The 13,061-nt window shown below is 40.2% G+C and carries 10 protein-coding genes; 7 read left to right on the top strand and 3 right to left on the bottom strand.

Features of this window, described 5'->3' with window-relative positions; genetic code table 11:
• Window positions 1–13 precede the first annotated feature (13 nt).
• Window positions 14–868 (bottom strand): acetyl-CoA carboxylase, carboxyltransferase subunit beta, encoded by an 855-nt coding sequence (gene accD, locus KF872_10000; GenBank protein ID MBX2903877.1) that lies wholly within the window; start codon window positions 866–868, stop codon window positions 14–16.
• Window positions 869–917: 49 nt separating this feature from the next.
• A complete protein-coding gene (locus KF872_09995) occupies window positions 918–1,979 on the bottom strand; it encodes a class I fructose-bisphosphate aldolase (protein MBX2903876.1) in 1,062 nt (353 codons plus the stop codon).
• Between the two features lie 184 nt (window positions 1,980–2,163).
• Between KF872_09995 and KF872_09990 the strand changes: the two genes are divergently transcribed.
• From KF872_09990 to murQ, 3 genes are read left to right on the top strand one after another with little or no spacing between them, the layout of a single operon-like run.
• A complete protein-coding gene (locus tag KF872_09990; protein ID MBX2903875.1) occupies window positions 2,164–3,342 on the top strand; it encodes an acyl-CoA dehydrogenase family protein in 1,179 nt (392 codons plus the stop codon).
• Window positions 3,343–3,381: 39 nt separating this feature from the next.
• A complete protein-coding gene (locus tag KF872_09985; protein ID MBX2903874.1) occupies window positions 3,382–4,662 on the top strand; it encodes a NupC/NupG family nucleoside CNT transporter in 1,281 nt (426 codons plus the stop codon).
• A gap of 3 nt (window positions 4,663–4,665) precedes the next feature.
• Window positions 4,666–5,469, top strand: coding sequence for an N-acetylmuramic acid 6-phosphate etherase (gene murQ / locus KF872_09980; protein MBX2903873.1), 804 nt, complete (start codon window positions 4,666–4,668; stop codon window positions 5,467–5,469).
• Window positions 5,470–5,477: 8 nt separating this feature from the next.
• On the opposite strand, the gene KF872_09975 is transcribed toward murQ, so the two are convergent.
• Entirely contained in the window at window positions 5,478–5,819 is a 342-nt protein-coding gene (locus KF872_09975) for a hypothetical protein (protein MBX2903872.1), read from the bottom strand.
• A gap of 182 nt (window positions 5,820–6,001) precedes the next feature.
• Between KF872_09975 and clpB the strand changes: the two genes are divergently transcribed.
• The 4 genes from clpB (at window position 6,002) to KF872_09955 (ending at window position 13,060) form a co-directional block, all read left to right on the top strand.
• Window positions 6,002–8,626 (top strand): ATP-dependent chaperone ClpB, encoded by a 2,625-nt coding sequence (gene clpB / locus KF872_09970; protein ID MBX2903871.1) that lies wholly within the window; start codon window positions 6,002–6,004, stop codon window positions 8,624–8,626.
• 344 nt (window positions 8,627–8,970) lie between these two features.
• A complete protein-coding gene (locus KF872_09965; protein MBX2903870.1) occupies window positions 8,971–9,990 on the top strand; it encodes an SGNH/GDSL hydrolase family protein in 1,020 nt (339 codons plus the stop codon).
• Window positions 9,991–10,106: 116 nt separating this feature from the next.
• A complete protein-coding gene (locus KF872_09960; protein MBX2903869.1) occupies window positions 10,107–11,618 on the top strand; it encodes an SPASM domain-containing protein in 1,512 nt (503 codons plus the stop codon).
• On the top strand, window positions 11,615–13,060 hold the full coding sequence (locus tag KF872_09955) for a radical SAM protein (protein ID MBX2903868.1): 1,446 nt from the start codon (window positions 11,615–11,617) through the stop codon (window positions 13,058–13,060). The genes KF872_09960 and KF872_09955 overlap by 4 nt, the downstream gene beginning before the upstream one ends.
• Window position 13,061 lies beyond the last annotated feature (1 nt).

Below are 13,061 nucleotides of genomic sequence, written 5' to 3'. Positions count from 1 at the left end.
ATGAATAATGGTGTTATTTTCTTAGAAGTTCCAATAGGGTAATCAACTTTTCGCGTAGTTGTTTTCTATCAACAATAAAATCCAGAAATCCATTTTCTAACTGAAATTCTGAAGTTTGAAAACCTTCCGGCAGTTTCTTTTTAATTGTTTCTTCAATTACACGCGGTCCTGCAAAACCAATGAGGGCATCAGGTTCTGCAATATTAAAATCGCCCAGCATGGCAAACGATGCCGTTACGCCTCCGGTGGTAGGATTGGTCATAAGTGAAATATAGGGCAACTTTGCATTCGCCAACAAGTTGAGCTTAGCGGCTGTTTTTGCCATTTGCATGAGTGAAAAAGCACTCTCTTGCATACGCGCACCTCCCGATTTTGAAATAATAAGTAGAGGTGTTTTGTGCTCTATAGCAACATCAATTGCCAATGAAATCTTTTCGCCTACCACACTGCCCATAGAACCTCCAATGAAGCGAAAATCCATTGCTGCAATGGTAAGGTTTTCGCCACCTGCTTTGCCAAATGCAACGCGAATGGCATCTTTTAAACCACTAGTTACAGTTGCTTCGTGAATGCGCTTTTTGTATGGTTTTAAATCAGAAAAGTTCAAGGTATCTACCGAAACAAGATCCGGGAATTTTTCTTCCCATCGGCTGTTATCAAAAATAATGTCGAAATAATCATCGGCATCAATCTTTTCATGGTTGTTGCAAAATGGACAAGTGTATGCATTTGCCTTCATTTCTGTAACCAACGATGCCTTTTTGCAAGCACTGCATTGATGCCATACACCATCAGGCGCTTCTTTCTTCTCGCTGGTTGAAGTTTCAACCCCTTTTCGTATGCGTTTCCACCAACTCAATTTCGAGATATTATCTGTTTTAAAATTCCCTTATGGAACATACTGCCCCAAACGGTATTTATGCTATGGTTACTTCTTTGCTCAAATATACGTCCTGGATGGCATTCAGCAACTTAACACCTTCAGCCAATGGGCGCTGAAATGCTTTTCTTCCGCTAATTAAACCCATACCACCCGCACGCTTATTGATAATGGCTGTGGTTACTGCTTCTGCCAAGTCGCTTTCTCCACTCGAAGCGCCACCGCTATTAATAAGTCCAACTCTACCCATATAGCAATTTGCCACTTGGTAGCGGGTTAGGTCTATTGGATGGTCGGTAGTAAGTTCGCTATATACCTTTTTGTGTGTTTTACCAAAATTAAGAGCGTTATAGCCTCCGTTGTTTTCAGGTAGTTTTTGTTTAATAATATCTGCCTGAATGGTTACGCCTAAGTGGTTGGCTTGGCCTGTTAAATCTGCCGACACATGATAATCTACACCATCTTTCTTGAATGCACTGTTGCGCGTATAGCACCAAAGAATAGTAGCCATACCAAGTTCGTGTGCATATTCAAATGCTTCGGCAACTTCTACTATCTGGCGTTTACTTTCTTCGCTTCCAAAATAAATAGTAGCCCCTACTGCAGCTGCGCCCATATTCCACGCATCTTTTACGGTTCCAAACATTATTTGATCGAAACTATTTGGATAGCTGATAAATTCATTGTGATTAATTTTTACCACAAAAGGAATTTTATGCGCGTACTTTCTTGCCACAATACCTAACACACCATAGGTTGAAGCAACGGCATTGCAACCTCCTTCAATTGCAAGTTTTACAATATTTTCGGGGTCGTACATAGGCACGTTAGGCGTAAACGAAGCGCCTGCACTATGTTCAATACCTTGATCTACTGGCAATATGGATACATATCCGGTATTGGCAAGGCGCCCTGTGCCTGCCAGGCGCTGTAAATTATTCAATACCTGAGGAGAACGATTGCTCTGTACCCAAAGTTTATCTATAAAATCCGGATTAGGGATATGAATTTGCTCTTTGCTAATAGTTTTGCTTTGGTGTTCAAGAAGGAACTTCGCTTTTTCTTCTCCAATGAGTTTGGCAATTTCTGATGCGTTCATTGCTAATTGTAAATTTTTGGAAGGGCGAATGTAGATTTTCTATTCAAGATTTTAGAACCATTTGTGGAAAACTCCGCTAATTATCTAAAACCTACAGTAGCATGATAACACCTACTGCCAAAATCCGACTTAAAAAAATCTTAAACTCATTTGCCTTTCTATATTTACAGCGCTAAAATTTTTTATGAGGACAGACCAATACCAACATCACGACTATTACTTAGTGGACGATTTATTAACCACGGAGCAAAAACTTATTCGCGAAACAGTACGCACATGGGTAAAAAAAGAACTCAGTCCAATTATTGAAGACTATGCACAACGGGCAGAATTTCCAAGGCATATCGTTAAAAGTTTAGGCGAAATTGGAGCATTTGGCCCTAGCATTCCGGCAGAATATGGCGGTGGGGGTATGGATGAAATTACCTACGGCATTATTATGCAGGAACTAGAACGCTGCGACTCCGGCATTCGCTCTACGGCATCGGTACAAGGTTCATTGGTAATGTACCCAATTTACAAATATGGCAACGAAGAACAACGCAAAAAGTATCTTCCCAAATTAGCCAAAGGTGAATTATTTGGTTGCTTTGGGCTTACAGAGCCTAATCACGGCAGCAACCCAAGCGGTATGGAAACCACCATTAAAGATAAAGGCGACCACTACCTGCTCAATGGTGCTAAAATTTGGATTTCCAATGCCCCATTTGCCGACATAGCCGTGGTATGGGCAAAAAATGAAGCCGGAAAAATCAGGGGTTTAGTGGTAGAGCGTGGCATGGAGGGCTTTTCTACACCAACCATGCACGGCAAGTGGAGTTTGCGGGCTTCTACTACCGGAGAATTGGTATTCGACAATGTGAAAGTGCCTAAAGAAAACTTACTCCCAAATGTAGAAGGATTAAAAGGGCCTCTCGGCTGCCTTTCCAGCGCCCGATACGGAATTGCATGGGGAGCAATTGGCGCTGCCTTAGATTGCTACGACACTGCATTGCGCTATGCCAAAGAACGCATTCAATTTGGCAAACCAATTGCGCAATTCCAATTACAGCAAAAGAAGTTAGCTGAAATGATTACCGAAATCACCAAAGCACAACTTTTAGTTTGGCGATTGGGAACTTTAAAAAACGAAGGCAAAGCTACTCCTGCACAAATTAGCATGGCAAAAAGAAACAGTTGCGAAATTGCTCTCAACATTGCACGCGAGGCACGCCAGATGTTGGGAGGAATGGGCATTGTAGGCGAATATCCGATTATGCGCCATTTAATGAACTTAGAAACTGTAATTACGTACGAGGGCACACACGATATTCACTTACTTATTACAGGGCAAGATATTACAGGCTTAAATGCCTTTGCATAAACAAAGCACACTTTCATCTTTAATTAAAATCACTACAACATGGAGCGTTGGATGGGACTTTTAGGCATTGCCGTAATACTGGGCATTGCCTTTCTATTTTCTTCAAACAGAAAAGCAATTAACTACCGCTTAGTGTTAAGTGGATTAGCGCTGCAACTTGGTTTAGCCTTGTTTATACTAAAAACAAAACCTGGTGAAATGCTCTTCGCCAAAGCAGGAGCATTTATTACCAAGCTACTCAACTTTGCCGATAAAGGCGGAGAATTTGTGTTTGGAGGACTCATGCGCCCAGACTTACTGAAACCCATTTTTGGCGACCAGTATTCCTTCCTCTTCATGTTTAAGATTATGCCTACCATTATTTTTGTTGCCGTATTGGTAAGCATGAGCTATCACTTAGGTATTATGCAAAGAATAGTAAGCTTTATTGCGCGCATAGTACACACCTTAATGCAGGTGAGTGGCAGCGAAGCACTGAGCAACGTTGCTTCTGCATTTGTGGGGCAAGTAGAGGCTCAAATTATGATTAAACCCTACCTGAATAGTATGACACGCAGTGAATTATTGGCAAGCATGGCAGGCAGCATGGCGTGTATTGCAGGTGGTGTGATGGCTGTTTACATTTCTATGGGTGTGCCTGCTGCATATCTTTTAGCAGCTAGTATTATGGCGGCTCCTGCTGCATTGGTAATTTCAAAAATTGTGTTGCCCGAAACAGAAGAAAGCGCCACAAAAGGTGCTGTAAAATTAGAAGTAAAAAAAGCACACGCCAATTTATTGGACGCTATTTCGCATGGTGCAGGCGATGGCTTAAAAGTTAGTTTAAATGTAATTGCCATGCTTATTGGATTTATTGGATTGATAGCACTGGCAAATGCCTTTTTGGGCTGGAGCGGAAGAATGATAGGCTTAACCGGCATAAACCTTACTGCAATTGGTGTAGATATTAACCACCTGAGTTTAGACTCTATTTTTGGAACCGTGTTTTCTTTATTTGCCTTTGTGATGGGTGTTCCTGTACAAGATATTAGTACAGTTGGTTCTTTGCTTGGTACTAAAATGGTAATCAATGAATTTGTGGCGTATGCCAACATGAGCCCCATGATTGCTAACCAAACACTATCGCCCAAAGCTATTATTATAGCAAGTTTTGCATGTTGCGGCTTTGCCAATTTTTCTTCCATTGCCATTCAAGTGGGAGGTATTGGAGAGTTAGCTCCCGAAAGAAGGAAAGACCTCGCCAAATTAGGATTTAGAGCACTACTATGCGGCACTTTAGCTTCGTACCTAAATGCTACCATTGCCGGAATTTTATTTTAACTTATGATAAAACACACCGAAGCATCTTCCAACTACAACCATTTAGAAACCATGAGTACTCGGCAATTGCTACAAAGCATCAATGCCGAAGACAAATTAGTGCCTCTTGCTGTTGAAAAAGCACTACCACAAATTGAACAATTAGTAGATGCCGCAGCAGATAAAATGCTTGCCGGAGGAAGACTTTTTTATATCGGAGCAGGCACCAGTGGCAGATTAGGCATTGTAGATGCCAGCGAATGCCCACCCACATTTGGTGTGCCTCATAATTTGGTGATAGGCATAATTGCAGGTGGCGATACCGCCATTCGCAAAGCAGTAGAATTTGCTGAAGACAACCGCCAACAAGGATGGGAAGACTTACAAACGCATCAAATTTCTACCAACGATGTTGTAATTGGTATTGCAGCCTCGGGCACCACGCCTTATGTAGTTGGTGCGCTATTAAAATGCAAAGAAGCCGGCATTTTAACCGCTTGTATTACCTGCAACGAGCAAACGCCCGTAGCGGCAGCATGCCACTTTCCTATTGAAGTAATCGTGGGAGCGGAATTTGTAACCGGAAGCACTAGGATGAAAGCCGGAACAGCACAAAAATTGGTTCTAAACATGCTCTCTACTTCACTCATGATAAAACTTGGTAGAGTAGAAGACAACCGCATGGTAAATATGCAACTCACCAACGAAAAATTATTAGACCGCGGTACCCGAATGATTCAAGAAGCGCTGCAACTTTCGTACGAAGAAAGCCATGCCTTACTTTTAAAACATGGCAGCGTAAAAAAAGCAGTAGAAAGCCATAAATAAACCAGTCGCTATTCGCCTTTTATATTACTGAGCAATCCATTGTGCTGCGTGGTAAACACAGTAGAGGCGCTAGGGTTATCGGCACTTTCAAAATCAATTATTCCCAACTTACCTTTATGGCAACTATTACAATTTGCAGCTGTGCCCGTATGCGAAGGCGGCAAAGCAGGATTTCCATTGCCCGGAGTTGGCTTTCCTCCTATATTAGTACCGTTGCCGCTAGAATTGCCACTGCCGCCATTATACGAAACTTGTTTGGTAGTATTGGGCGTAACTTCGCGCTCCTTAGCACAACCTATTATTGCTATAACAAGCAGCAATAATGTAGAAATGGTAAAACCTATTTTCATACACATAGACTTTCCATAAAAATATAACAATAGATGCGTTTACTCCAAATTAAACCTGAAAAAATGACAATTTCATGAAGAAATATTCCGACATATTTTCAAATACTTCTTTAAAAACTGCCGTTTCTTCCGAATATATTACTTGGTGTAAAGATTGATGGCATAGCAGTAAAACCTATAAAATGAACGTAAACAATTTCACCGTAAAAGCAATCGAAGCCATTAACCAAGCGCAGCAAAATGCCTTCGATAATGCACATCCATATTTAGATACCTTACACATGCTCAAAGGCATGTTAGATACCGATGAAGATGCACTTCCATTTATACTCGAAAAAGCAGGAGTAAACAAAAATATTCTATTAGGTAAGGTAGAAGAAAAATTAAAGGCGCTACCTAAAGTTTCGGGCAGCAGCCAAAATCTAACTCCATCGCAAAGTTTTGGACAAATGGTATTGCACGCCAATAAATTTATGAAAGAAATGGGCGACAGCTATGTAACACTAGAACACCTGCTTTTAGCCATGCTTTCAACCAAAGACGATGCCAGCCAACTTCTAAAAGAAGTTGGTGTAGAAGAAAAAAAATTACGTGCTGCAATCACAGAATTGCGCAAAGGCAATAAAGTAACCGCACAAGACAGCGATACCACTTACAACGCACTCGCAAAATATGCCATTAACCTAAACGAGCGCGCACGAAGCGGCAAGCTCGATCCGGTAATTGGTCGCGATGAAGAAATACGCAGGGTAATGCACATTCTCTCGCGCAAAACAAAAAACAATCCGCTGCTGGTTGGCGAACCGGGCGTTGGTAAAACCGCCATTGCCGAAGGCATAGCACACCGAATGGTAAATGGCGATGTGCCCGAAAACTTAAAAAACAAAACCATTTTTGCATTAGACATGGGCGCACTCATGGCAGGTGCAAAATACCGTGGCGACTTCGAAGAGCGCCTAAAAGCTGTAGTAAAAGAGGTAAAAGAAAGCAACGGAAGCATTATACTTTTTATTGATGAAATTCACACACTCGTGGGCGCAGGCGCTACCGAAGGCGCTATGGATGCAGCTAATATTATTAAACCAGAATTGGCACGCGGTGAACTGCGAGCCGTTGGCGCTACCACACTAAACGAATACCAAAAGTATTTTGAAAAAGATAAAGCCCTCGAAAGACGCTTCCAAAAAGTAATGGTGGAAGAACCCAGTGTAGAAGATGCCATTTCAATACTGCGCGGTCTTAAAGAACGCTACGAAACACACCATAAAGTAAAAATAAAAGACGAAGCTATTATTGCCTCCGTGGCACTTTCTAACCGCTATATCAGCGATAGATTTTTGCCCGACAAAGCCATAGATTTAGTAGATGAAGCGGCTGCAAAACTGCGCCTCGAAATGGATTCGCTACCCGAAACATTAGATGAAATAGAACGCAAAATTATGCAGCTAGAAATAGAGGTAGAAGCCATTAAACGCGAAAACGATGATAAAAAACTAAACGAACTGAAAGAGCAACTTGCCAACCTATTTGATGAGCGCAACGAGCTAAAAGCCAAATGGCAAAGCGAAAAAGAAGTAGTTGAAAAAATACAAGACGAAAAGAAAAAAATAGAAAGCTATAAACTAGAAGCAGAGCAAGCAGAGCGCGAAGGGAACTATGGAAAAGTAGCAGAAATACGCTATGGCAAAATAAAAGAAGCAGAGCAAGCAATTAAAAATTTTGAAAAACAATTGGCAGCCATCTCTCCCGATAACAGAATGCTCAAAGAAGAAGTAGATGCCGAAGACATTGCAGCCATTGTAAGCAAATGGACAGGCATTCCCGTTACCAGAATGCTCGAAGGCGAAAAAGAAAAATTACTGCTGCTAGAAGATCGGCTCCGCGAAAAAGTAAAGGGACAAGATGAAGCTATTATTGCCGTAAGCGATGCCATACGCAGAAGCCGTGCAGGATTGCAAGATGAAAGAAAACCCATTGGTTCATTCTTATTTCTAGGTACAACCGGAGTTGGTAAAACAGAACTCAGCAAAGCGCTTAGCTACGTATTGTTTAACGATGAAAACGCCATGATACGAATAGACATGAGCGAATACCAAGAAAAACACAGCGTGAGCCGCCTAGTTGGTTCTCCTCCGGGCTATGTAGGCTACGATGAAGGCGGACAACTCACCGAAGCTGTACGCAGAAAACCATACAGTGTAGTGCTTTTCGATGAAATTGAAAAAGCACACCCCGATGTATTCAACACCTTATTGCAAGTGCTAGACGATGGCCGCCTAACCGACAATAAAGGCAGAACAGTAAACTTCAAAAACACCATCATCATTATGACTTCCAATATTGGAAGCGATATCATCCAAGCCAATTTTGAACGCATAAACGATGAAAGCAATCTCGACTCCATAGTAGAAACTACCAAACTGGAGGTATTGGAGCGACTTAAACAAACCGTGCGCCCTGAGTTCTTAAACAGAATTGATGAAATAGTAATGTTCCATCCGCTCATGCGTAAGCAGATAAGACAAATTGTGGAACTGCAACTTGCCAACCTTCGTACCTTATTGGCTCAGCGAGAAATAACCATAGAGTTTACCAACGAAGCACTCGACTACTTAGGTGCAGAAGGCTTTGATCCACAATATGGTGCGCGCCCGCTAAAAAGAATCATTCAAAAAGAAGTAATAAATGCTTTAAGCAAAAAAATTCTTGCTGGCGAAATAGATAAAAACAACACCGTAAAAGTAGATGCTTTTGAAGGCGAAGGATTAGTGTTTGTAATAGAAGCACTTCCGCAACCCAACGCCTAAACCAAGCACACAAGCATAAAGGTGCATTCGTTCAAAAAAACAATGCACCTTTATATTTTCCCTCTGCTTATCGGCAGCTTATCTATTTATTCCAAAAAGCCCTATGTTTGGGATAAATGAATAGAGAAAAATTCTCCTTGTTTGGCATCAGTACCAATTTCAAGATTAATGTTACTATCAATATTCCATTTTGGATTCTTGTTCTGCTCTTATTATCCGCATACATTGGTTGGGAAGTATATTGGTATTCACAGGTAGGGTTAAATTTCATAAAATGGCATACACACTTTGGGGTACTAATTTCAATCTGGTTCTTTATTGCATTGCTTTTTCATCTTACCAAAGTGAATCTAAAATGGAAAGTGGTACTCAACTCCACCATGCTCACATTGCTGGCAGTAGAGTTCCTGCTTATGCTCACCGGCCTCAATCAAATTTATATTGAAAGGCGAAACAACACCTATCAATCACTATTTAACTATAAAAGTTATGATTCTGTCAGATGCCATACACCGAACACTACCGCATATCTAACAGCTCCGGAGTATAGTTTTAAGAGAACAAGAAACCAGTGGGGATTTAGTGATATGCATTTTATGCACAACACCTCTAAGTTTTTAATACAAACCTATGGCGATAGTTTCACCGAAGGCGATGGAGCGGCTTTCGACTCCAGTTATCCGGCTATTCTCAGAAACTTGTTAGGTCCAAAGTATCAGGTTCAGAACTTTGGCTTATGCGGCAACGACCCTGGCTTTTATATCCCACAATTTACTAAAGTGGGCAGCCAGTTTCAGCCCAAAGTAATTGTATTGTGTTATGGTACTTTCGACTTTACGGCAGATGTATTAAGCCGAGGTGGAATAGAAAGATTTACTGCTACCGGTTGGCAAACACGCAAAGGTCCTTGGTGGGAGGTTGTTTATGCTTCGAGCTACATAGCAAGATTGTTTTTTCATGCTGCCGGCATAAGTTACAAATCCGCATTCTATACTAATTGGCAACTAAATGAAGAACTAAAAAAACTCCAACCAAAATGGAATGAAATGTTCAGCGAAATTGCACGCATGGCAGCGCAACACAACACTAAAATTTTCCTCTTTAAGAAACCTGAACGAAATGAAATAGAAAACAACCAATATGAATACAACATGTCGTTTTTCGATACTTTTTTACAACAACATCCGGAAATTTACCATGTAGATTTATTACCTGCATATAGAAAAGCTATGCAGGTAGAAAAACCCAATGCTACCGACCCTTACTACTGGGTATATGACGGACACCATAATGCAAACGGCTATCGTATTATGGCAACTATTATTTACAACGAGTTAGAAAAATCTAAGCTGCTTTCCAACTAAAGGCATTGTAAATTTAAATTGTAATACAGTTTACATTTACCATCTATTCACATTATGGCATAAGATGTTTACTACTCATGCCATAAACATTTATACATTAGTTGCTGAATTTACGCATGGACTTAATAGAACACATTAAAACCCGCCTTACGGATAAACGAACCCATGAGGCATCTCAAAAAGCCGGATACCACACGCTTAATCTGAAGCAGTACCGCCAATACAACCACTTTCGCCACTTAGGTGCTAAGCCAGTATTTTGCTATGTACCGTTTAATAGCTTAACCTTTTCCTTCTCAGGCAAAGTATTTGCTTGCTCTTACAACAGAGATGTGCAATTAGGACAATATCCCAACCAAACTATAGACGAAATTTGGAATAGTACCGAGGCAAACCAATTGCGCACACACATGCTGCACAACGATCTCAATTATGGCTGCCAGCATTGCAAATACTTTTTTGAAAAAGGTAAATTCAGCAACTTAAAACCTTTAGTTTTTGATAAGTACTATAAAAACACAGCTGCACATTTTCCTCAAGTAATGGAGTTTGAACTTAGCAACGAATGCAACCTCGAATGCCAAATGTGTGTGGGCGAAGTGAGCAGCAGCATCCGAAAAAATAGAGATAAACTACCGCCAATTCCAATGCCCTATGACGACACTTTCTTAGAGCAGTTGGCTAAATATATTCCACACTTAAAGGAAGCTAAATTTTATGGTGGAGAACCATTTTTAATTTCAATCTATTACAAAATTTGGGATTTAGTAAAACAACTAAACCCCAAATTACCACTATTTGTTATTACTAATGGTAGCCACTGGAATAGTAAAATAGAAGCCCTTATCAACGATCTTGATTTCGATATTGCCGTAAGCATTGATGCTGTAGATAAGAATACTGTTGAAAGCATTCGCAAGAATATTCAGCATGAAAAACTAATGAATAACATCAAGCGATTTAGTGAGGTTTGTAGAAAAAAAGGCAAATACCTATCGCTCAGTTTTACGGTACAAAAAGATAACTGGCGCGAACTACCAAGAGTTATTAACCTTTGCAACGAGGTAGATGCTTTTATCTTTATCAGCTATTTAGAAAGACCTGTTCAATTCTCTATTACAGAATATAATACGCAGGAGCTAGCGTTAATCTTAGATTACATGCAACACGTTTCGCTTCCGCGCTTTACGCAAAAAGAAAGGCACAATTACAGATGCTTTGAAGACTTTAAAAAGTATATTCAAACATACATAAACAATCCAGAAGAAAAACGCTATCTCGAATATCGCTTTGAAGCAGAGTTGGTTCAAAACGAGAACCCGGAACTTATTCACAAACGCAAAGACATACATATTTCGCAAGTAGTAACCCCAAACGAAGTGCTGCAACAGTTGCGCACTGCCGCTGCCAACACAATTTTGCCAAACGGACTTACCATACAAGATATTGAAGAAAAAGTAAAAGCAGTTACCTCAACATTTACTGAAGAAGAACAAACAAAAATATACAGTATGATAGTACTTGGCAATCCCGATATTGCATTACAATCGCTCATTGAAAATGATGTAGAACACTTGAAAACTAAGGCGCGCGAAACACTACCATTTATTAAATTAGTATCGAAATGAAACAGCAGATACTAAAGCTATTAAGTAAAGCAGCTAGTACTTTACGCAACAATCCCGAAGGCATAAACCTTCCATCGGAAGTTATTGTTGCATACAATGCAGCACGTGGGAAACCGCATAGCAAACACATTTGCCATGCCCCCTTCAGCAATATGTATTTTAATGTACATGGCGATTGCGCACCATGCTGGCTTACTTTTACAGAACCCGACTCATATCCCCAAAAATCTATACGAGAAATTTGGTTTGGCGAAAAATACCAAACACTCAGAAAAAACCTATTGGCATACAACCTGAATGACAAATGCGGTGTTTGCTTGAAAAATTTGAACATTGGAAATTACACCTCTGTGTTGGCAAAAGCCTACGATGTAAATGAGCCGGCAGCATACCCAAGCATGCTGGAATTAGAGCTCAACAATACCTGCAATTTAGAATGCGTAATGTGCATTGGAGAATTATCTTCATCTATCCGTAAAAACAGAGAAAAATTACCCGCCATCCGTAGTCCATACGATGAGGCATTTGTAGAGCAACTAGAAGAATTTATACCTCACCTTAAAGAACTCCGATTTAATGGAGGCGAACCTTTTTTGATTGGAATTGTTTTTAAAATTTTTGAAAAAGTAGAAAAACTAAATCCCAAGCTAAAAATTGTAATAGCCACCAATGGAACCGTACTCAATTACAAAGTGAAAGAATGGCTGAGTAAACTCAATATTCATATCAACCTTTCGCTCGATTCGCTTACACCACACATCTATGAAACCATTAGAGTAAATGCCCACTTCGAACGGGTTATGGAGCATTTTTTATTCTACCATCAATACTGCAAAACCAACCAACGCACACTATGCATTATGGTAAATCCCATGCGAAATAACTGGCACGAAATGCCCGAATTTATTCGCTTTGTAAACAAACACAATGTAAATATTTGGTTCAATACCATTCACCGCCCATTAGAATGGAGTATTTGGGCATTGCCATCCAACGAGCTGGAAAATATTTACCATACTCTTTCAAATGTTTCATTTAGTAAAGATGAAAGAAATGCGCCTTTGGCAGCGTACAACATCGGCATTTACAAAAACCTCATAGAAGTTCAGTTTAAAAACTGGCTAAACGAAGCTATTGATCGCGAAAGAGCAGAAGAAACGGAAAGAAAAAACATAAATGAAAATACTGCCCGCCAACTGCTTAAAGATAGAATTACACATTACATTTACCTCAATACAAACGAGGGAGAAGAGCAGAAAAAATATAAAGTAGAAATTATCTTCAATAAACTTGACACCACTAAGCAAGCCTTACAAACAAGATATGGCATAAGCAATTTTTATATCAATTTCTACAAAGCTCCGGTAGATATTCTTTCAAAAGAAGTAGAGTCTAAATCCGTGCCGGAACTAATTGCCGGATACGAAAAGCACTATGTATAGT

Source organism: Chitinophagales bacterium, assembly GCA_019638515.1.
Lineage (GTDB): Bacteria > Bacteroidota > Bacteroidia > Chitinophagales > LD1 > UBA7692.
Note: the sequence above shows the minus strand (reverse complement) of the source record. Positions and strands in the feature narration are given on the sequence as shown.